We start from the raw sequence: 21,557 nt of genomic DNA, 5'->3' as shown, positions 1-21,557 counted from the left end.
GCGCGAGGCGAACGCAGGGACGTTCGGCTATGCTGGAGACGTGCAGCGTGTCGTCGACCTCCCTGATCGGGGCAGACTGATCGTCGCCACCGACTTTCAGGGCAATGTCGCGGACTTCGAGCGAATCGCCGAGGTCTTCGACCAGGCGGCGGCCGGCCCTGACGGCGCGGTGCTCGTCATTACGGGCGACCTGGTCCACGGGCCCGAGCTCGACGAGGGTGAATGGCCCGACTACCTGGGCTCATTCTACCGGGGCGACTCCGTGACCTTGTTGAAAAAGGCGAGGAGCCTCGCGGAACGGCACCCCGGCAGGGTTCATTACCTGCTTGGCAACCACGAGCACGCGCACGTGGGGGGTCCGGTGGTGGCGAAGTTCTTTCCGGACGAGGCGCAGCGGCTCGAGGAGCTGCTCGGTCCGGAGGACACGCTGGCGATGCGGAGCTGGTTCCGCGGGTGGCCGTTCGTCGCGGTCGCACGCGCTGCCCGGCTGGTCATGCTCCACGCCGCGCCGCACGCGCGCATCCAGAGCCGGGAGGACCTGGAGCGGCTCCCGCTCGACGGGTTCCTCGACATACCGCTCTCGGAGATGAGCCTGCAGGGAACGCTCGGCGCGCTGCTCTGGGCGCGGAGCACCTCGAGCGAGCGCGCCCATGCCTTTCTGCGCGCGCTCGACCGGGACGCTCGCGTGGCGGTCTACGGGCACGACGTCGCGCGCACGGGGTACGCCATCGAGCGCGAGCCGATGCTCTGCCTCTCGACGAGCTTCGGCTGCTACGACGGCGACAAGCTCTACCTGGAGTGGGATCTCGCCGAGCCCGCGGAGAGCGCGACCGACGTCGCGTGGCGCGGGCTCCGGTCGCTGTACCCCGAAGCGCCGCGCGTCCACAGCGACCCCTGAGCGCCCGCGGCGAGGACCTCGCCGCGGGCGCCGCGACGAAGAAGGCGAGATCCCACCGGTCGGCGTCGGAGAGGAAGGAGAACGGGACCATGAGCCGCCGTCGGGGACGGCGCTAGCGGCCGAGCTCCTCGAGGAGGGCGGCCACGCCCGCGTCGATCTCGGTGTCGGTGAGGTAGGGCGCAGGGCCGACGCGGAGCACATCGCGGCGCGCGTCGACGAGGACGCGCCGGGCGCGGAGGCGCCGCACGACGTCGCCCGCCTGCGCCGCGCGCACGGCGACGAAGCCGCCGCGGCGCTCGGGCTCGCGCGGCGAGACGACGTCATCGCCGCGGCCCGCGGCGTCGAGGTGGCCGAGGATGCGCCCGGTCTGCCGGAGCGAGATCGCGCGCAGCCGCGGGACGGTGAGGCCGAAGCGATCCCAGTGCTCGAGCACGGCGGCAGCGCGGTAGAGCGCGGACGGGTCGAACGTGGAGCCCGCGAAGCGCGCGCCCCCCGGCGCGTACGCGACGCCGCCGCCGCTTCCCGCGAGCGAGTCGAAGTCGGCGAACCAGCCGGTGAAGACCGGGCGCAGCGCGCAGCCGCGCGGGACGCGCATCCAGCAGATCCCCTCGCCCATCGCCGCGTACTTGTAGCCGCCCGCGACGGCGAAGACGTGAGGCGCCGCGCCGCCCCACGCGATCGGGACGACGTTGAAGGCGTGGTAGGCGTCCACGAGCGGGACGGCGCCGATCTCGGCCGCGCGCGCGACGATCTCGTCGAGCCGCGGCACCACCGTGGCGCTCTCGAAGAGCACGGCCGAGATCGCGAGCATCGAGGTGCCCGGCTGGAGCGCGGCGAGCAGCCGCTCGGGGAGCGAGCCGCGCGGCTCGACGCTCACCCAGGCGACCTCGACGCCGTCCTCGCCGAGACGCGCGAGCTGGCGCCTGAGCGAGTGGAACTCGCCCTCGGTGGTGACGATCCGCCGCCGACCGCGCCGGGGGAGCGAGGTGATCAGCCGGTAGACGAGCTCGTGCGTGTTCTGGCCGAAGGCGATGTCGTCGCCGCGCGCGAAGCCCATCCGCTCCAGGATCGCCTCGCCGACCGCCGAGCGTCTCGGGAACACCGCATCGTCCCACTTGCCGTCGACGAGCCGCGCGGCGTCGTCGAAGCACGCGGCGAGCGCGTCGCGCGCCACGTCAGGCCAGGCCTGATGGGAGTGCCCCGTGAGCAGGATGCGCGGCGCCGCGTCCTCGGCCGGCGCGAGGAAGCGCGAGTATGCGGCACGGAACGCGTCGAGGTCGAACGAGAAGCCCGGTTCCACGTCTCCTTGCATTCCAGCTCTTCGGTGCGGTCCCCGCGCGACGGACGCGCAGGGCGGCAGGGCTCCGCGCGCGCTCCCGCTTAACCCACTTCGGCGTTCACTTCCACCCGCTCGATCCGTGTCATTCCGCGCGCAGGTGGCGCGGATTGCGTCCTCGGCGCGAGCGCGGCGCGACCGGAGCGCTGTCGCGTCCGCCGACGGCCCAGGCGGCCGGACGCGAGGGGATCCGAGCCTGCCCACGCATCGAGCGACGACCGCGCCGGCACGTCGGCCTTGTCCACGACGTGGTCCCCGGGCCAGGCAGCGGAAAGTGCGGCGAGGGCGCGCCCTCGGCAGGTCCGATCATCGTAGGGGGAAGTGGCTCTGTCGGAGCCCGGTGGAGCGGCACGCGCTCCGGATCGAGGTGGGAGGTTCCATGACGCGCGAGGATTGCGGCGGCGTGGGAGGGGGGCCGGCGCGCCGTCGCGCTAGACTGCGCCATCTGTCGATGCGACCGCGCGCGGAATACCTCGAAGGGCTCGTCGATCTCACGTCCCACGACGACCCGAACGTCCGGCGCGGGCTCTTCCGTCAGTCGATCGCCTCGCTCGCCCTCGTCGACGCGCTCGATGGCTCGACCCCGCTCGACGCCCTCAGCCCGGATGGCCTGCTCCGGAGCGTCCAGACCGCCATGGCCGACGGCCTGCTCGACGATCTGAGCTGGCTCGCGCCGGCCGCGGCGAGCGTGGCGCTCTACGAGATCGCCGGAGCGCTCCCGCTCGGGCCCGAGCGGCGCGAGCTCGGCCGGCGCGTGCTCAACCAGCTCTATGCCGGCAACGCGGCGACGTTCGTCGCCCTCGCCACGCGCATGGCCGCCGGCTCGGCCCGGGGCCTCTCCGGGGCGGGGATCCGCGCGCGCGTGATGCTCTCGCTCTGGCTCCCGGCGGGCACCGACATCCCGGTCGATCCGCTCGCGCTCCTGCTCGCCTCGCGGCGCGAGCTGTCGCGCGACTGGATCGCGGCGCCCTCGACCGGCTCTCTCCCGGAGCGGCGCCTCGCCGCGCGCCTCCTCGAGCGCGCCGCCCGCGACGCGACCCGCCGGGCCATGCAGGGCGACGACCTCCCGCTCCGGCTGTTCCGCAACGTGAGCGACGGGCGCCGGCGCGATCTCGACCGCAGCGCCGACGGGATCGCGCTCGCCTGGCAGACGCTCCTCGCCGATCGCGAGCCGCTCGTGTGGCGCCACATCGCCGCGGCGCGAGGCCTCCTCGCGGGGGCGCTGCCCGACTTCGCCGAGGAGGTGCGCGCCCTGCTCGTCCAGGATCTCTCCCCCACCGAGTGGCGGCGCGGCGCCGCGTCGCTCGCCGCGAGCCTCGCCGTCGATCCGGACGGCGCGCTCCGCCGCGCCGTCGAGCTCCTCCGGGGGCCGCTGCTCGCGCAGGACCCAGGCATCGCCACGGCGATGGTGTGGGGGCTCCCCGTCGCGGCCGACGCGGAGCCCGAGGCGGCCGACGCGCTGCTCGACGAGATCGCGCGCGCGGCCCCGATGGCGACGGCCGAGGCGATCGTCGAGCTCCGGCGCGACCTGCGCGGCGTGATGAGCCGGGGCGAGCCGTTCGGCGCCCGCGCGGCGGCGCGGTGCGCCCGCGCGCTGGAGGACGCGCTCGAGGCGCCGCCCAGCGCGCATGTCCGCGACGACGGCCTCGCGGCGCTCGCGCGCGTCGTCCACCGCGACCTCTCGATGGACGGCGCCGGGGTCGCGCTGCTGCGCGGCGCGCTCGACGGCGCCGTCGCGGCGTTCGTCGAGACGGGGCCGCGCGAGGCGCACGGCCGCGCGCTCGAGGCGTACGCCATGGCGGCCGAGGTCGTGGGCGCGCTCGAGGAGATCGAGCTCTGCGATCTCGACGACGCGCAGAGCACCGCAGCGCGCAGGGCGGCGGTGGGGCTCGTGCGCGAGCTCGACGCCGAGCTGCTCGGCTCCGGTCTGCTGAAGGGCCTCTTGCTGCTGAACCGCCGGCCGAGCGAGGACTCGACCGGCGTCGCCTCCCTGGACGACCTCGATGAGCGGCTCGCGCGGTGGCTGCTCCGCGCCGAGGGGTCCGCCGCGCGGACGAGCGCCTCGCCGCCGCTGCACGTGACCGTGCACCAGCGCAACCTCCGCGCGCTCATCCACCTGATCGACGGCGAGAACACCGACTTCGGCGGCGAGCCGGAGCTCAAGGCGCGCGTGCTCGCCCGCTGGACGGGCGCCATCGGCGTGCTGCTCGACCGGCTGCGCGCCGACCGCGGCTCCTCGCTCCGCCGCGCCATCGCCGCGTCCGTCGCCCGCGGCCTCGACGCGCTCGTGCGGGAGGGGGCGGCCGACGCGGCCGACATCTTCCTGCACGCCGCGATGCGCGGCGGCGACGCCGACGACCTCGACGTGCTCGGCCAGGCGAGCATGCACCCGGACGTCGCCCAGCTGCTGCGCGCGTACGCGCGGTTCGCGCGCGGCGGGCGCGAGGGCGGCGCGCGCGCGCGGGACGACGACGCGGCGGTGTCGCTCCGGTCGACGCGGAAGGGGGCGCTGGACGCGGAGCTCGCCGAGGCCGAGCGCGCGCGCGCGGCGCTCGAGCGCATCGCCGCCCTCGACGCGCTCGTCACGGCGCTGCCGGCGGGCGCGTCGCAGCGCACGGAGATCGTGCGCGGCGCGCTCGCCCGCCTCGCGCGCGCGCTCGGCGTGGTGAACACGGCCCGCGCGCTCAGCGCGCTGACCGCCGCGGGCGACGGCGACGCGGACGCCTCGCCGCTGAGCGCCCTGGAGGACGCCCTGACGCGGCTCGCGCAGCTGACCGCCGGCGCCCGCCGGCGCTGCGGGGATCACCCGCCCTCCGCGCCCTCTGGCGCGACGGAGCCGCTGCGCCTCGCCATCGAGGTCGCGCTGCAGGAGGAAGAAGAGGACGTGGAGCCGAGCGTCGCCGCGCCCGTCGAGGCGCTCGTCTCGGCCGCGCGCGCGAGCATCCCGGGCGCGCTTGCCGACGTGGTCGCCCTCGTCGTGCCGCGCGTCATGCTGCTCCCGGTCCGGCGGCCGAGCGCGCCCGGTGGAGTCGCCCTGCCCGAGCAGCCGCTGCCCGCGTGGCTGCCGAGCCGCCGCACGCTCGGTGGCTTCTACGTGCACCGCCAGCTCGGCGGCGGCTCGCTGGGCACGGTGTTCGTCGTCACCCGGACCGAGGAGCGGCACGATCCGTCGGCCGAGCGCTTCGCGCTCAAGGTGCCGGAGTACGATCACACGGCGGCCCGGAGCGTCTCGGAGGCCGACTTCCTCCGCCTGTTCCGGGAGGAGGCGGGCGCGCTCCTCTCGTTGCCCGATCACCCGAACATCGCCCGCTTCGTCACGTTCGACGCCGGCGCCCGCCCCAAGCCGATCCTCGTGATGGAGCTCATCGAGGGCATCCGCTGCGACAAGCTGCTCGACGCTCGAGGCCTCACCTCGCGCAGCGCGGTGGCGCTGCTCGACGGCATCCTCGCCGGGCTGGAGGCCATGCACGCGGTCGGCGTCGGGCACCTCGACATCAAGCCGACCAACGTGATCCTGCGCGGGGGACGGGAGCCCGTGCTCGTCGACTTCGGCCTGGCCGGTCGCCACATCCGCCCCGGCTGCGCCACCGGCTGCTACGGCGCCCCGGAGATCTGGGGCGTCGTTCCGCCTGGCGTCACCGCGACCCCGCTCACGGCCGACATCTACAGCTTCGGCTGCCTCGCCTACGAGATCCTCACCGGCAAGACGCTGTTCGACGCGCCCACCGAGGTCGCGCTCATCACGGCGCACATCACGCACGACGGGCTCCCCGCGCCGGTCAAGCGCCTCGCCGACGATCCGAGGACCGCGGACATCGCGGCGTTCATGTACGCATGTCTACGACATAACCCGCAGGACCGCGCGACGACGTCTTCCCTGCGCGAGATGCTGCTCCGTATTACCGGTCAGCTCGCCGATCTGAGGTGGCCGCTCGACGACGGGCGGGCCTCAAGGCACGGCGCCGGTGGACCCCGGAAAAGTTATACAGGAAATTCCTGATGCGTTTTTCCTTTCAATCCTGTGGGCGCAAGGAGGGACTTAGGCAGTAGGCTCTCTCTTGGCGGCGCGTTCGGGGGGGCCGCGTGTATTAGGCCGCCATGGCCCCCGGGTCAGCGCTGCTCGATTCCCATCGACGTTCCGGCGCATCCCGGCGGCCAACCTATCTCGATCGCGGCCGAACGCTGGAGTCGGGCCGCGCAATGCTCTAAGGCGGCGTCGTTGATCCCCGCGCTGGAACCGCCTCGCGATGAAGCCCAGCTCCGATGCCGGGCGTCCGCGCTCGCCGGCCTGACGCTCGCCGATCTCGCGCGCGCGCTCGGACGCGCGGTGCCGCGAGGCGGCGTGCGCACGAAGGGAGCCGCCGGCGCGCTCGTCGAACGCGCGCTTGGCGCGACGGCTGGTTCGACGTCGAGGCCCGATTTTCCGCACCTCGGCATCGAGCTCAAGACGATCCCCGTCGACGGGGCCGGGGCGCCGCAGGAGTCGACGTTCGTGTGTTCGATCTCGCTCTCGGACGCCGATCGTGCGGAGTGGGAGACGTCGCGCGCTCGCGCGAAGCTCGCCCACGTGCTCTGGGTCCCGATCGTCGCCGCTCCCGGCCAGCCGAGCGAGGAACGGCGGCTGGGCGCCCCGCGACTCTGGCGCCCGACCGAGGCGCAGGAGCGCGTCCTGCGCGCCGATTTCGAGGATCTCATGGGGCTCATCGGCATCGGCGCCATCGAGGCGCTCACCGCGCACGCGGGCCGCTGGCTCCAGGTGCGACCGAAGGCCGCGAGCGGGCGCTCGCGGACGCTCGCCTTCGGGCGCGACGGCGAGATGATCGCGGCGCTGCCGCGCGGCTTCTACCTGCGCCCCGGCTTCACCGGCGCCATCCTGCGCGATCCGGCTGCGATGCCGGCGTGATCGGGGCGCGGACGCGCGTCACTTGCAGGGGACGACCTTCTTGGTGCCGTCCGGCATCGTCGCGGTGCACGTCTCCATCGAGAGATCGCTGTTCACGGTCGAGACGGGGCGCGCCGGCTCCGGGTCGCTGGCGGGCGACGGGCCTGTCGTCCCCGTCGTGCGCGGGCGCCCCCGCCCGCCCGTGCTCCCGCGCTGCGGCTTGCCCGCTCCAGCGCTCGGCGCCGCTGTGCCTGCTGCGGACGGCTCGGCCCCGCCATCCGCCGCCGGCCCGGTCGCGCTGACGGCCGCGTCCGCGGCGCCCGCGTCCGCTGCGCCCGCGTCGCCCGCGCTCGCGCCCGCGTCGGCGGCCCCGGGGTCGTCCGCGGGGACGACCTTCGGGAGGATGATGGCCGTATCGGACGCCTGCTGCTGCGGCGGCGGCGCCAGATCGACGGGAGCCGCAGTGTCGCCCGGCGGAGATGCGCCCGCCGGCGAGCCCGCGTCGCCCGTTCCCATGGCGAACCGGCTCTGGAACTGGAGCGCCCCCCACGCGCCCACCGCGACGGCGACGGCCCCGACCGCCACATAGAGCAGCGTGCGCCCACGGCGCGGGGCCTCGTCCTCCGCCGGCGGCGCAGAGCCGACGGTGCGCGCCCCCTTGTCGCTCACCGACGGGCCGCCGCTGCTCGCGCGCGACGCGCGCGACGTGGTCCGCGACATGGCCGCGCGCGAGGCCGGCGGCGGCAGGTCGAGCTCGGCGGCGTGAAGCCGGAGGATCCCCGCGATGGTCGTGCGCGTGCCCGGCGCGGCGAACGGCGCGAGCGCCTGCACGAACTCCGAGATCGACTGGTAGCGATCTTCCGGCTCGCGCGCGATCGCCTTCTCGATCACCTCGACGAGGCCCTCCGGCACCTCGGGGCGGAGATCCTCGAGCGACTCGGGCGGCGACGTGTAGATCTTCGCGCACAGCTCCGGGAAGCTGTCGGCCACGTACGGCGGCCTGCCGCCGATGATCTCGAAGAGGCACACGCCGAGCGCATAGATGTCGGTGCGGGGATCAACGCTCTTCGACGAGCGCATCTGCTCGGGCGACATGTACAGCGCCGATCCAAGGATCGTGGTCGTCTGCGTGAGGGAGACGTTGCCCGTGTCGCCGGTGAGGATCTTCGAGACGCCGAAGTCGAGCACCTTGATGAGCGGTGCGCCGTCGGGGCGCCTCGTCAGGAACAGGTTCGCCGGCTTCAGATCGCGGTGGACGATGCCGAGCGCGTGCGCCTCCGCGAGCGCCTCGCACGCCTGGGCGATGTGATCGATGCACTCGCCGATCGCGAGCGTGCCCGTCTCGGCCGCGTGGGCCGCGAGGTCCTCGCCGTCGAGGAGCTCCATCACCATGTACGGCTCGCCGCTATCGAGCGCGGCGACGTCGAGCACGCGCACGACGTGGGGCGTCTGCAGCTTGGCGACGGTGCGCGCCTCGCGCATGAACCGCTCCGCCGCCTCGGTGTACGACATGAACTCCGGGAGCAGGAACTTGATGGCGACGCGCGTATCGAGGTCGAGGTGCAGCGCCTCGACAACGAGGCCCATGCCCCCGCGGCCGATCGTGCGCTCTACACGGTATTTGCGCGCAATGACGGTGCCGGGCGCGATCGTGTAGACGTTGTCAGCCTTGGGTTCCCCCGCGCCGAGCGGAAACGCAGCCGTCTCCGGACCGACGGAGTCCACTCCTTCGGTCGAGTCCGGCTCACCAGAGGAGCGCGCCATCGAGCTAAGGTATACACGTCGCGCTTCTCCGAAGCGATTCCCCTCACGCCGCAGGAATGCAAAGTGTTGCGAAAAAATGCCTCCAAGGTGGGATGAGCGTGCGGAGGAGGTGGAAGCGAGCGCGGCTCAGGGCCTGCCTGCGCTCGTGACGCACCGCGAGCACAGCGCTCCGCGCGGCTGCAGGCGCGGACGTCCCCTGCCGCCCGTCCGGCTCGACATCGGCCCGCGCTCGCGCGATGCCGGTTGACAGCGAGCTCAGCGGGTGCGCGCTGGCGGGGTCCGGGAGCGGCGCATGTTGGCCGTCGAGGAGGTCCGGTGCGGCCCCTCGGTGCCGTGCGCCGGGGTCTGCCGCGTCGCCTTGAGGTTGCCGAGATCGGCCTCGATCTCGATGCCGAGCGCGCGGCAGCGCCGGATGAGCCGCTCCAGATCGACCCCCGCCTCGATCAGCAAGCCCGAGGGGGGCGACGGATCGACGAACATCTCGGCCGCCGGCCTCCGCGTACGGAGCAGCTCGCGGATCTCGGGATCCTCGATCCAGAGGAAGCCGGAGGCGCCAACGAAGCTCGCCTTGCCGATGACGACGCTCGCCTGGATGAGCATGCGCGAGATGGTGTCCGGCAGCGGCGCGACCGCCTCGATGCGCACGCGCAAGGCGTCGCTGTCGAGCCCCACCGACAGCGCGCGCGCGATCGAGGGCGGAGTGAGCAGGAGATCGACCTGATCGCCGACGCGGCCGATCTCGGCGAACGCCGAGAGCCCGAGCACGGCCGAGACCTTGGCGCTGGCGCCGACGCGCAGCGCATGCGCCTCCACGAACTTGCTCTTGCCGTTGTCCGAGCTCGGCGCGGAGCCCGCGAGCAGCGCCCGACCGCGCGGCGTCAGCCGGAGCGCCAGATCCGCGCTGGCCACGTCCTCGGCCCCGCCGAGATCGATGATCCCGAGCGCCGGCAGCGACTCCAGCGCGATCCGCCGCGTGATGTCGGGGACCTCCGGCGCCTCGACCGAGGCGCGCTCGGCCCAGCGACGGACCAGCCGCTCGACCCCGGCGATCCGCTCGTCGGCCGCCAGGTAGCCCTGCAACGACTGCCACGGCACCCAGCGGCCCTCCCCGAGGTCGTGCAGCGCGTCGAGCACCATCTCGCGGAGCGCGCCGATCGGGCTCGCGTCGCGGTTGTCGGACGCGACCCGGAGCACCTCCCGCTCGGCTCGCGCTTCGTCCCACGCGCCGCCGCGGCGCCACGTCGTGAACAGGAGCGGCGTCAGCTCCTGCACCTGGAGCGAGCCGGGGGGCGTGGCTGGCGACGCGGCCGAAGCGTCCCAGAGCCCGACCGCGCGCGACAGCGCGGCGACGAGCGCGACGCCATCGACGTCACGCCCGAAGCGCTGCGCCAGCCGGACGAGCAGCGACCGCGGCGTCCCGACGCCGGGGCGCACGTCGCTCCCCGGCTCGCGCACGCAGTACGCGAGCGCCAGCGCGAGCATCCCCGGATCCGAGGCGAAGCGGGCGCGCCGCGGGGCGTGGTCCTCCTCGAGGACGAACGACCGGATCTGCTCCCGCCGCTTCTCGCGCATCCGGCGGCGATCCGCGCCCACGATGGCGGCCACCTCGGTCGGCACGACGTGGCGGTTCGGGTGGATCGGGATGAGGAAGGCGCGGCGCTCGAGCGCGAAGCCCGCGCCACGGCGGCTCGCGGTCACGCCGCTCGCGCTGCGAAGGCGCATCGGCTCCCGCTCCAGATCGAGGAGCTCCTGCGTGTCGACCTCGCCGCCGACCGACTCGATGGCCTCGAGCAGACGGCGCTCGACCGGCGCGAGGCGATCGATTTCCTCGCGGAGCCGGTCCGGATCGCTCAGCGACTCCCACGCGTTCTCGAGCGACAGGGCGATGGGCGGCGTGGCAGGGCGGCCGAGATAGTGCGTCGCGATCGCGCTCATCGTCTCGAACGGTGCCTGCGCGAGCAGTGCCCGGATCGCCCGGGGGTCCTCGCTCTCCCAGCTCTTCAGCTGGACGAGGAACGCAGCCGGAAGCACGAGCTCGATGCCCTCGTCGGTCTTGCGCGCGTAAACCACGCCGCGCGCGATGAGCGGCTCGAGCCCGGCCGGGAGCGAGGGGACGACGAGCACGCCGCCCGTCTCCGCAATACGGTGGAGCAGCTCGCGGCTGGCGGTCGGGAGCCGCGACGGATCGCGCACGTCGGGGAGGCCGACCAGAGCCCGCGCCGCCTGAGAAGGCGCGTCGATGCGCTTCGCGGCGTCGATGCGGATCCCCATGCGGGTGATGAGGCCCTTGAGCTCCGACTCCGGGAGGGCGCGGAGGATCGCGTCGAGCCGCCTCGGCGACTCGTCGAGCTCAGCATCGCCACTGCTCGCCATGCCTCCCGATTCGCGTGTCACCCGACCTAGCTCCTCATCTGCAGGATGCCCCCGCCCCGACTGTCGTCCGTTGGTCGTGGTCATGCGCTCGACCTATCTCCCGGATATCCGATGACCCACATTAACCAGCGGAATAGCCAGCCTCCTAACGTACACCAGGATGCTCGTCCAGCTTCAAGAAATCGAGCACTTTCCTACTCCGTTCACAATTTTCTCCGTTCACAATTTCGGTCACAGGCAGCGCGCATCGCCGGTTTCGCCGGCTTCGCCGGTCTCCCTGATTCCCGATCCCGATCGCCGCGTCGCGCTTCACCTGAGGCGTCCTGAGGCGTCTCGAGATCTCGTCGGTCTCGCGTCGTGTCGTACGGCGCAGCCGCAATCGCACGCCCTCGTACGCGCGCATGCGTCGGCGCGTTCGCGGTGCCGCGCTGCGCGACGCGCGCCATGACGCGTTATTACGTTACGCTCGAAGTCCCCGCATCATTCCGCGTCGGCGCGCCTGGCCCCCACCGCGGGGCTTCCGTCGCGGGCCGCGCGCTCCCGACGCCGCGGTGTCGCGCGAACGTCTCGTCGCCGGGGGAGCTGAGGGGATCGCTGGATCGCTCACGAGGAACGCTCTGCGACGAGCCGCGCTTGCCTTCCCGTAGGCTCGCGTGGGAACGTCGCGCACCTCCTTGATTTCCCGCCCCTGTCTGACGTGCATCCTGCTGTGCTCCACGCCGCACGCCCGGAGCGACGCGTCCTCCCCGCGCACACGCCCGCAGCTGGACGCCATCAGGCAACTCCTGAGTGACCCGACTCCTTTTGCGCCCATGGGGTCGCGTGGAGATCCATCTTGATCCTGCGCGACCCGGTCCACGGCCTGATCGAGTTCGAGAGCGGCGAGGCGGCCATCGTTCCGCGCCTGCTCGGCACCCGCGAGGTGCAGCGGCTGCGGCGCATCCGTCAGCTCGGGTTGACGTCACTGGCGTTCCCGGGCGCCGAGCACACCCGCTTCGCGCACGCGCTCGGGGCCGCCCACGTGATGCGCCTCCTCATTGCGAGGCTGCGCCAGATCGACCGCGACCTTCCATTCTGGCAGAGAGTGACCAGCGACCGCGCGCGTGACGCGATCGCCGCAGCGTTCCTGCACGATCTCGGCCATGGCCCACTGTCCCACCTCTTCGAGGAAGCCATGCCGGGCGCGCTCCACCATGAGCGCTGGACCGAGCGCATCCTGCTCGACCCGGCCTCGGACGTGCACCAGGTGCTCGTTCGCCAGGATCCCTACCTGCCGCAGCGGGTCGCCGACCTCATCGGCGGACGACACGAGCTGCCGTATCTCGCCAAAGCGGTGAGCGGGACCTTCGACGTCGATCGCTGCGACTACCTGCTGCGCGACGCACACGCGACAGGCGTCAGGTACGGCGAGTACGACCTGCCGTGGCTGCTGCGCAGCCTCAGGTTCAGCGACGTCCAGGTGGAGATGCCCGGCGGCGGCGCCGCGTCTGCCCCTCCCGCTCCCGCGCTCGCCATCGACGGAACGAAGGGGATGAGCGCGATCGAGTCGTTCCTGCTCGCCCGCTTCTTCATGTTCCAGCAGGTCTATTTCCACAAGACAACGCGGAGCGCAGAGTGGATGATCGGCGCCATCCTCCGGCGCGCCGTCGCCCGCCTCGCCGCCGGCGATCGGATCCCCGAGGTCCCCGCCGCCGTCGAGGCGATGGCCGTCGGCGAGATGCCCACCCTGGAGCAGTACCTGGAGCTCGACGATCAGGTCCTGCTCGGGGCCATCCACGCCTGGGAGGCGGCGTCCGATCCCGTGCTGTCCGATCTCGCCCGCCGCCTGCGCGTGCGTTCGCTCTTCAAGTCGGTCGAGCTGTTCCCCGAGCCCGGCGAGACGCCGGCCGGGTGCGATGCGCGGCGCACGGCGGCGCTGGAGGCCGTGCGCGAGATCGCGCAGGGCGCCGGGCTCGACCCGGAGGTGTACGTCGGCGTCGACATCGCCGAGGACACGCCCTACGCCGAGGACGAGTCGCTCCTGGTCGTTTACCCCAGAGGACGCCCGCGACGCCCCGCCGAGGTGTCCTTCTTGCTGGATCGGCTGCGCAACGAGACCATGACGCGCACCCGGATCCTCTTCGCGCCCGAGCTGCGGGACGCGGTGCGGGAGGCGCTGATACGCTGATGATCACCACGAACAAGCCAGCACGGGGATCGTTCGAGCCCGCGCGCGGACGTCGCGCCGCCGCCAGGGCGCTCGCCGGCGCCGCAGCGCTCGCGACGGTCGCGGTGGCGTCCACGGCGCGCGCGGACGGCGACGGCGCGTACGGCCGCCTGGACGGAGATCTCGCTCTGCGCGCGGGCGCGGGCGCCTCGCTCGCGAACGGGGGTCCGGCGCTCTGCGCGCATGGCGCCGCGGCCTACCTCTCGACCGCCGGGCTGTATGCGCACTACACCGACGCGATCGGCGCGCAGGGAGCGACCGTCGCGCGCTCGATCGCGGGCGGCGTCTTCATCCAGCCGCTCTTCCTCGGCCGGTACGCGAGCAACCTCGAGCTCGGCACGCCGTGGCTCGACCTGTTCATCGATTCCGTCGCGCTCGGCGTGGGCTCGTTCTGGGAGGCTTCGCCGGGAGCCGGGCTCGCGCCGGAGCCCGGGGTCGAGCTCTCGCTGTCGCTCGACGTGCCGCTCCTGGGCCACGCCACGGGCCCGTTCCTCGGCGTGCGGGGCGCGCTCCGCTGGCGCGGCTCGGAGCTCGCAGGGGACGTGAGCCCGCGCGACGAGCAGCGGGCGCTCGTGTCGGTCACGCTGAGCTGGCACCACGTCGTCTGGGCGCACATCGTCGACGCTGGCGACCGCGCCCCCGCCCAGGTGGCGGCGAGGCGCAGCGAGGCCGGCGCGAGGAGCCGTTGAGCGGCGCGCTCGACGGGCTGCGCGCGGCGCTGGTGTCCGCGTTCCGCGCCGGGCTCGTGGAGCTCGATCCCGCGGGGCTCGTCGAGCGCGCGCTCGACGCCGAGGCAGGAGCACGCCGCGGCCGCGTGCTCGCGATCGCGGCGGGCAAGGCGGCGCTCGGGATGACCCGGGGCGCGCTCCGCAGCTGGGGCGACCGGATCACCGGCGGGCTCGCCGTCACCGTCGCGGACGCCGCGACCTCCGCGCGCGATCGGCAGAAGACGCCGGCCGATCCCGAGGAGGCCGCGCTGCGCCCGCTCCGCGTGATGCGCGCGGCGCACCCGATCCCCGACGCGCGCAGCGTGGAGGCGGCCGAGGCAGCGCTCGCCGCGGTGGCCGCGCTCGGCCCCGACGATCTCCTGCTCGCCCTCATCTCCGGCGGCGCCTCGGCGCTCCTCGCGGCGCCGCCTGCGGGCGTGTCCCTCGCGGACAAGCAAGCCATCGTGGCGGCGCTCCTGGAAGGAGGCGCCCCGATCCAGGAGGTCAACCTCGTTCGCCGCCATCTCTCGCGGATCAAAGGCGGGCGGCTCGCGGCGACGGCGGCTCCGGCGCGCGTCCTGACGCTGATCATGAGCGATGTCGTGGGCGGGCTCCCGCACGACATCAGCTCGGGCCCCACCGTCCCGGACCCGACGCACGTCGACGACGCGCGAGCCGCGCTCCATCGCCGGGCCCCTCAGCTCGCGCGGCTCGCGCCCGCGTTGAGCGAGTCGCTGAAGCCAGCGGACGCGCGTCGCCTGGAGGCGCGCCTGCTCGCCGATCCGGACAAGCTCGCCGAGCGCGTGGCGGCCGCTCTCGCCGACAGGGCAGGGCTGCGCGCGGTCGCCGCCCCCGCCGAGGATGGCGACGCGCGCGCGATCGTGGCGCGTCGCCTCGCGCTCGCCCGCACCCTCGCCCCGGGTGACGCGGTCGTGATCCCGTGCGAACCGACGCTGGCGCTGCCCGCCCAGCGCGGCGCCGGCGGCCGCGCGGGGTGGATCGCGCTCGCCGCCATGCGCGACTTGCCGCCGGACGTCGCGCTCCTCTGCGCGGCCTCCGACGGCGTCGACGGCAGCTCCGGCGCGGCGGGCGCGGTGGTCGCCCGCGCGGCGGCCGCCGCGATGGCCGACCGGGGGATCGAGGCCGCGCTCGCGGGCTTCGACGACGCCGCCGCGCACCGCGCCCTCGGCACGCGCGTCGAGACCGGGCCGACAGGCCACAACCTCACGGACCTGCACATCGTCGCGCGGGACGTCACGCTCGGCGCGCGCGCGCGCTGATCTTGCAGCGCGCTGCCCCGCGGCGCGCGCGCCGCTCACCGCGCTGCCCGGCGCGGCCTCACTGCGGTTCGGCGACGGCCCCGGTCGTGTCGCCCATCGCCTCGCGCACGGCGAGGGCCAGCGCGCAGCTGTTCGCCTGCCGCTGTCGCGCCTCGAGCGCGCTCCCCTCGACGGACGGCGTTCCGCCGATGAGATGGCCGCTCGCCTCGCGGCGCACCCGCAGGATGGGCTTGCCGTCCGACAGCCGCCACACCCCGACCCGCGCCATGTGCGGCACCCCGAGCAACGCCTCGGTGCTCGTCGCGCCCTCGGCCGGCTCGTCGAGGACGAGGAGGTAGTACTGCGCCCGCGTCAGGAGCTCCGCCGCGAGCGGCACGTCGTCGCGCATCGTGTCCTCGAAGCTCGACTCCAGGAGCCGCAGCCGCAGCTCGTTCGAGGCGTCCTGCGCGTCGCGCACCCACTCGTCGGAGAGGACATGCATCGTCCGGTAGGCGACGCGCAGGTTGAACGGCTGCGCGGGGCGCGAGCAGCGCTCGGCCTCGTTGCAGTACTCGCCCGCAGCGCAATCCCGCGTGCGCTTGCACTCCGCGCCCGCCAGCGGGTTCGGGTTCGGGACCCGCAGGAGGCACGCGGTGAACGCGTCGCGGAGCGACTGCTGCGCGTTCTTGCGGATGGCGTCGACGCTCGTCGCCTCGTCCACCCGAAGGCGCAGGTAAATGCCCGCAAGCTCACGGAAATTCCACGCCTTGAGCGCCTCCCGATCCACGAGCTCGGCCCCCGCGCTGCGCGACAGATCGAGGGTCCAGCCCTCCACGCGCTCGCGCATCGGGAACCAGCGCGGGCCGAGCTCGACGGCGACGGCGCGCTGGCGCGCCATCAGCTTCTGGCGCGCGCTCTCGATCTGCCCCTGGGACCATTTCCAGTGGAGGATCGCCGAGACTGCGAGGACGAGAGCCGTGTAACCCCAGAACTTCGCCGGGGGCCAGCGCATCTTCGAGCGCGCTTCCCGCGCCTTGTAGACCGAAGGCAAGCCGCGTTCGCGGGGCGGCTGTTCAGAGGACATAGGAGAGGCTCCACGCAGGAGGCACCGACCCGATCACGCGCGCAGAACAGCCTCCTCCACACGAGCTGCGCGGAGGGGAAGGCTGCGCCGATCGCGCCGCTGGCGCCACCACGTCCGAGGGTGACCGGGGCCGCCGGGCATCGCCCAGCGCGCCCCTTTCTTCTCTGCTTGATAGGTCAAGAAGCGAGGATCACTGCGACTTCGGGAGCTTGCCGACCATGAAGCTGACGTTCGGGTAACCGGCGAACGCCGCGGTCTGGAACACGCTCTTCACGACCAGCGCGGGAACGTTCTGATCGACCTGGAGGATGCACACGCCCGGGAACGGCTTGTTCGGCTGCACCTGCTTCCACAGCTCGCGCTTGTTCTTGAGCAGGTTGAAGAGCTCGTCGATCTTCTGGAGACGCCCGAGCTCCTCGATCGCGCGGGTCGACCCGGCAAGGGCGCCGTCGACGAGGATCTGGTTGCCGTTCACCGCGACCATCGGCGCGTCGATGATGTCATCGACGTTCTCCGCCTTCGGGAGCTTGACGTTCTTGTCGACGGCGATCTCACCCGACGCCGAGAAGGACATCAGGAGGAAGATCACGGTCACGATGAGGAAGTCGATGAAGCTCACGAGGTTGAGCCCCGCGTTCGGGTTGCGTCCGCCGTGCCCGGACACCTTGTTCCACACGAACCGGAGCGGCACCCCCTTCATCAGCCGGCGGCCCGGCTGATGGATCACGTGGGCGTGGGGGTTCTTGTGGTGCTTCGGATTGAACCTATCCATGTGCGCGCTCCTGCCTCAGCGGACCGAGAACGTCATGTTGAACACGGGGACCTGCTTGTTCCCGTCCGGCAGCCTCATCTCGCGCTTCGGCGAGTAGAGCGCGTCGAGCACCGCGACGATCTCCTTGAAGGGCGTGCGGTTGTCGGTATGGAGGATGGCCTGGTCGACCTTCTTGTCGCTCGGATCCCGGTGGCCGCCGTGCGTCTTCCACTCCTCCTCGATCCGCTTCGCCAGCTCCGGGTAGCGGATGATCTTCGAGGACGCGTCGCCGAGCTCGACGGGCGACTTGTTGACCTTGACCTCGTTGACCACCGTCGCGCCCTGCTTCCACACGAGCCCGAACTCGCTCTCGCCGATGTGCAGGTTCAGCACCTTCTCCGGCGTCTGCGGGGTGAGCTCCTTGTTGGGATCCGGCGGACCGGGGACCTGGGCGTCCGCGTTCATGCGCGAGTTGGTGACCCAGACCGCCGTGATCAACAGGAATGCAATCGTGACCATCAGCAGATCGATGAACGGGATCATGTTGATGTCCGAGTTCGTCGCCCGCTTTTTGCCGCCGCCGTCGCCGACGTCTACGCCGCCCATATTGCCTTCCCAACGTGAGCCTGGGCTCACCTATCCAAGTTGTTGCGGGAACGCCCTGCCCGCAGCTCGCGGAGGGCCACCATGCTGGGTCTGACTTCGTCGCGCTGCTGAAGTTCCCGGGGCCCCGGCGGCGCAAGCCGTCCGGGGCTTCGAGGCACGGGAGCGGGCCCAGGTGGAAGCGCGCGGGAGGCGCTCGACGACCCGGGCCCGCCGAGGACCATCAGGCAGCCGCCTGACCGACTGCAGCGACATTCACCTTCTGACGGTTCGAGACGACGAGGTTGAGGATCTGCACCGATGCCTCGTTGATGTCGTCCTCGATGTGCTGCGTCTTGCCGTTCAGCACGGCGAAGCCGATGAGGCCGATGATCGCCACGCCGAGGCCGAAGGCGGTGCAGTTCATGGCCTCGGAGATCCCGAGGGCGAGCACGCGAGCCTTCTGGCTCGGATCGACCGACTCGCCGCCGACGGAGCCGAAGGACTTGATGAGACCCGTCACGGTCCCGAGCAGACCGGAGAGCATCGCGAGGTTCGCGAGCAGCGCGAGGTACGAGGTGCGCGCCGAGATCTTCGGCAGCTCACGGAGAGCCGCCTCGTCCATCGCCGCCTGGACTTCCTCATCAGGGCGGTTCACCTTGACAAGGCCGGCCTGGACGATCCGGGCGAGCGGGGCGTTCGCCGCGGAACACATTTTCACAGCCTTGGCGACATCACCCGCCAGGATGCATTTCTGCATGGTGGCGAGGAAGACATCCTTGTTGATGGACGAGCCGAACAGGTAGAGGGCGCGCTCAACAATGATGCCGATCGTGAGGATCGACCAGAAAAGGATGGGCCACATACCCCATCCACCCTCTTTGAAAGCTTCATACGCTCCGTGCATTGCTTCTGTCCTCCAGTTCGCCTCGCGTCCCCGGGATGAGGTTTCGCGCAACTCGATCGGTTCCCTTTGTCAGACTCGTGTTGCCGAGGGGCGGCAGTCTTTCACTCACACGTAAGAACGGATGAGAGGCCTATTTCGCTCGGCGGCGCTGGCCGTGGACGGCGTGCTCCTGTCGCTCTCTGGCGAGATGCGCACGGGACGCTAGCCGAGCGGCGCTGACCTCTGCAAGAGTCCTGATCGTCTCTCCTGGCCCCGGCGCCCGGCGCCGTCCCAGCTCTCTCACCTGTCGTCCAAGACTGACTTCGCGTCGTCACCCCCGGGGCCCGTGATGGCTCTGGGCGCGGCTCCCCGTCACCGCAGAGCGTGCCGCCTTCTGGCCGAGCCACGCCGATGCGCTCGGGGGACTCGCGCATCTTCGCGATTGAGACCCGGCGCCGTCAAGAGAGATTTGGCCACACGTGAGCGCTCTGATACGGGCAAAACTTTACAACAATCGCAGGGTTATGTAACGTTCCGCCGGGCGCACCGCGCGCAGGCCGGCAGCCCATCCCGCGAAACCTCGGGAGACGCGGCGCCGGCGCGACGTCCGCCGGCGCGACAGCGCACCGCGGCAGTGCGAGCGACATTACGCCGGAGGGCGCGCAGTGATTCAGCAGGCAAGCGGACGCGGGGACGGCAGAGCACGGCGGCCTGGTCGGGCGCCGTCGACCGGAGCGATTCAGGGGGCTCCGTACCCCTCCGACGTCGGCCCCTCCCGCGCTGCCTCGCCGTGCCCCGTGGGCGCTCACCGCGAGAGGCACGCTGATTCTGCGGGGATTTTCGCCGATCCAGGCCTCTCGCCGCGCGGCGTGGCCGCATCGCCGAGCTTGCGCACGGGATCGGGCGGCAGTTATAGTCGCCGCGCCTAGAGATTGTCGGGCTTCTGACGACGCTGAGAAAGGGACTTCGAGGATGCGTCATCTGCTGATGTTGGCGGCCGAGGGTGGTGGCGAAGGTGGGATGTGGGAGGCCATCAAGCACAATCCGACCTTCCTGATCGCGAACCTGGTCGTCTCGGCGGTCGTGGTGACGATCATCATCGAGCGGACCGCGTTCCAGCTGGGACGCTACCGCGTGAACTCCAAGGAGTTCTTTGCGCAGGTCAAGAAGCTGGTGGCGGCCGGCAACATCGACCGCGCCATCAAGCTGTGCGACGCGAGCGATTACCCGATCCTGCAGCTCGTGAAGGCCGGCCTGACCCACGCGAACAAGGGCGCGGACGAGATCGACGCCGCCCTCAGCGAGAAGCTGTCCGAGCTCAAGCCCGCCGTGGAGAAGCGGGTCGGCGCCCTCTGGTCGCTCGCGAACATCGCGACGCTGATCGGCCTCATCGGGACGGTCTCTGGCCTGATCAACACGTTCGCCTCCATCGCCGCCCAGGGCCTCTCGCAGGCCGACAAGCAGCGGATGCTCTCGAACGGCATCGCGGAGGCCATGTACAACACGGCGTTCGGCCTCGCCATCGCCGTCGTGTGCATGATCGCGCACGTCCTCCTCCATACCCGCTCCAAGAACATCCAGCACGATCTGGAGGCGACGACGGAGCGCGTCTTCAACCTGCTCACGATCAGCAGCAAGCCTGGCTACTAGCCCATGGCGGACCCGCAAGACGTCCCGCTCAGCTCGGCGCAGCGATCGAAGATCCGGCGCCTATCGCAGCCCAAGGAGCCCGACGCCGGGGAGGAGGCCGGCGAGCTCAACGTCGTTCCGTACCTCGACATCATCATGAACATCCTCATCTTCGTGCTCGCCAGCGTCTCGGTGACATTCGTGTCGTCGATCGACACGACGCCGCCATCCATCGGCGGGGGGAAGGTGCGCAGCGAGCTCTCCAGCAAGGCGTTGAACCTGTCCGCGTTCATCACGAGCCAGGGGATCTCGCTGAAGACGTCGAGCGGCAACATCGCGACCGGCTGCCAGGACGTCGGCAGCGGGGTCACGGTGCCGAAGACGAACGACAGCTACGACTATACCGCCCTCATGGCGTGCGCGAAGCGCCTCAAGAACGCCCGCCCCGAGTTCAAAGAGGAGACGCAGGTGACGATCACGGCGAACCCGGGCATCGACTACAAGACGATCATCGACGTGATGGACGCGCTGCGAAGCGACGACGGGGAGGTGCTGTTCCCGGAGGTCCACTTCGGAGTCGCCCGATGAGCGCCGAGCTGCCCCCTCCGCCGCGGCCGAAGGCGAGCGTCGTCCGCTACAAGGCGGCCCTCCGGAAGGCGATCCGCAGGAACCGGCGGGAGCCGGAGATCGACTTCCTGAACATCACGGCGATGCTCGATCTGATGACGATCATCCTCGTCTTCTTGCTGAAGAGCGTGGGATCGTCGGCGGCATCCATCCCGCAGTCGAAGGATCTCACCCTGCCGAAGTCGGTGATGCAGTCCGAGCCCTCGCAGGAGGGCGTGGTCGTCATCGTCTCGAAGTCGCAGATCCTGGTCGGCGAGGATCCGACCCCGATCGTCGTGCTGCCCAACCGCGAGCAGCTCGCCCAGTCGGGCGTCGACGCGAAGTACAAGCGCAGCGGGCCGAACGATCTCTACGTCGTGCCGCTCGCGAACGCCCTCTCCCATGCGCGCGAGACGGACAAGGCCATCCGCGCCGCGAAGGGGCTCGACCCGTCGTCGTCCGAGGCGGTCATCGTGGCTGACGCGACCACGCCGTACCGCCTGCTGATCGAGGTCCTGTTCACCCTCGGGCAGAGCGAGTTCGGCAAGTACCACCTGATGGTTCTGAGCGGCGGTAGCAAGCAGTAGCCGCCTC

16 protein-coding genes are annotated in these 21,557 nt (G+C 71.9%); 9 read left to right on the top strand and 7 right to left on the bottom strand.

The features are described 5' to 3' along the window. The first annotated feature begins 40 nt into the window (after positions 1-40). Positions 41-898, top strand: a complete 858-nt coding sequence (locus WME75_RS15495; protein ID WP_437491349.1) for a metallophosphoesterase — start codon at positions 41-43, stop codon at positions 896-898. A gap of 112 nt (positions 899-1,010) precedes the next feature. On the opposite strand, the gene WME75_RS15490 is transcribed toward WME75_RS15495, so the two are convergent. Then, the gene (locus WME75_RS15490; protein ID WP_437491346.1) at positions 1,011-2,198 is read right to left on the bottom strand and encodes an aminotransferase class V-fold PLP-dependent enzyme; all 1,188 of its coding nucleotides are present in this window, start codon (positions 2,196-2,198) and stop codon (positions 1,011-1,013) included. Between the two features lie 487 nt (positions 2,199-2,685). On the opposite strand from WME75_RS15490, the gene WME75_RS15485 reads away from it, so the two are divergent. Both WME75_RS15485 and mutH read left to right on the top strand, forming a co-directional pair. Beyond that, positions 2,686-6,234, top strand: a complete 3,549-nt coding sequence (locus WME75_RS15485) for a protein kinase domain-containing protein (protein WP_437491343.1) — start codon at positions 2,686-2,688, stop codon at positions 6,232-6,234. Between the two features lie 219 nt (positions 6,235-6,453). Then, positions 6,454-7,137, top strand: coding sequence for a DNA mismatch repair endonuclease MutH (gene mutH / locus WME75_RS15480; RefSeq protein WP_437491340.1), 684 nt, complete (start codon positions 6,454-6,456; stop codon positions 7,135-7,137). Between the two features lie 18 nt (positions 7,138-7,155). Here mutH and WME75_RS15475 read toward each other — a convergent pair whose 3' ends face one another. Next, a complete protein-coding gene (locus WME75_RS15475; RefSeq protein ID WP_437491338.1) occupies positions 7,156-8,880 on the bottom strand; it encodes a serine/threonine protein kinase in 1,725 nt (574 codons plus the stop codon). Positions 8,881-9,135: 255 nt separating this feature from the next. Continuing rightward, a complete protein-coding gene (locus WME75_RS15470) occupies positions 9,136-11,253 on the bottom strand; it encodes a hypothetical protein (RefSeq protein ID WP_437491335.1) in 2,118 nt (705 codons plus the stop codon). A gap of 835 nt (positions 11,254-12,088) precedes the next feature. Here WME75_RS15470 and WME75_RS15465 point away from each other — a divergent pair. The 3 genes from WME75_RS15465 to WME75_RS15455 are packed head-to-tail and all read left to right on the top strand — an operon-like array spanning position 12,089 to position 15,446. Beyond that, positions 12,089-13,420 carry an HD domain-containing protein gene (locus WME75_RS15465; RefSeq protein WP_437491332.1) on the top strand — a complete coding sequence of 444 codons (1,332 nt, stop codon included), beginning with the start codon at positions 12,089-12,091 and terminating at the stop codon, positions 13,418-13,420. Then, positions 13,420-14,148 (top strand): hypothetical protein, encoded by a 729-nt coding sequence (locus WME75_RS15460; protein WP_437491330.1) that lies wholly within the window; start codon positions 13,420-13,422, stop codon positions 14,146-14,148. Before WME75_RS15465 ends, WME75_RS15460 begins: the two co-directional genes overlap by 1 nt. Beyond that, positions 14,145-15,446: a DUF4147 domain-containing protein gene (locus WME75_RS15455; protein ID WP_437491327.1), complete on the top strand. Its 1,302-nt coding sequence runs from the start codon at positions 14,145-14,147 to the stop codon at positions 15,444-15,446. The genes WME75_RS15460 and WME75_RS15455 overlap by 4 nt, the downstream gene beginning before the upstream one ends. 58 nt (positions 15,447-15,504) lie before the next feature. Here WME75_RS15455 and WME75_RS15450 read toward each other — a convergent pair whose 3' ends face one another. The 4 genes from WME75_RS15450 to WME75_RS15435 form a co-directional block, all read right to left on the bottom strand. Next, positions 15,505-16,509: a hypothetical protein gene (locus tag WME75_RS15450; protein ID WP_437491324.1), complete on the bottom strand. Its 1,005-nt coding sequence runs from the start codon at positions 16,507-16,509 to the stop codon at positions 15,505-15,507. A gap of 190 nt (positions 16,510-16,699) precedes the next feature. Beyond that, positions 16,700-17,281 carry an ExbD/TolR family protein gene (locus WME75_RS15445; RefSeq protein WP_437491321.1) on the bottom strand — a complete coding sequence of 194 codons (582 nt, stop codon included), beginning with the start codon at positions 17,279-17,281 and terminating at the stop codon, positions 16,700-16,702. 15 nt (positions 17,282-17,296) lie between these two features. Next, positions 17,297-17,866: an ExbD/TolR family protein gene (locus WME75_RS15440; RefSeq protein WP_437491318.1), complete on the bottom strand. Its 570-nt coding sequence runs from the start codon at positions 17,864-17,866 to the stop codon at positions 17,297-17,299. A gap of 220 nt (positions 17,867-18,086) precedes the next feature. Beyond that, the gene (locus WME75_RS15435; protein ID WP_061605614.1) at positions 18,087-18,749 is read right to left on the bottom strand and encodes a MotA/TolQ/ExbB proton channel family protein; all 663 of its coding nucleotides are present in this window, start codon (positions 18,747-18,749) and stop codon (positions 18,087-18,089) included. Between the two features lie 951 nt (positions 18,750-19,700). Here WME75_RS15435 and WME75_RS15430 point away from each other — a divergent pair. From WME75_RS15430 to WME75_RS15420, 3 genes are read left to right on the top strand one after another with little or no spacing between them, the layout of a single operon-like run. Further along, the gene (locus WME75_RS15430) at positions 19,701-20,378 is read left to right on the top strand and encodes a MotA/TolQ/ExbB proton channel family protein (protein ID WP_061605615.1); all 678 of its coding nucleotides are present in this window, start codon (positions 19,701-19,703) and stop codon (positions 20,376-20,378) included. Between the two features lie 3 nt (positions 20,379-20,381). Next, positions 20,382-20,945 (top strand): ExbD/TolR family protein, encoded by a 564-nt coding sequence (locus tag WME75_RS15425; RefSeq protein ID WP_437491315.1) that lies wholly within the window; start codon positions 20,382-20,384, stop codon positions 20,943-20,945. Continuing rightward, entirely contained in the window at positions 20,942-21,550 is a 609-nt protein-coding gene (locus tag WME75_RS15420) for an ExbD/TolR family protein (protein ID WP_437491313.1), read from the top strand. Before WME75_RS15425 ends, WME75_RS15420 begins: the two co-directional genes overlap by 4 nt. Positions 21,551-21,557: the final 7 nt, after the last annotated feature.

Origin of the sequence: Sorangium sp. So ce1014 (genome assembly GCF_051521505.1) — a bacterium.
GTDB lineage: Bacteria > Myxococcota_A > Polyangia > Polyangiales > Polyangiaceae > Sorangium.
The sequence above is the reverse complement of the archived record's forward strand: the minus strand, read 5'-3'. Positions and strand labels throughout refer to the sequence as shown.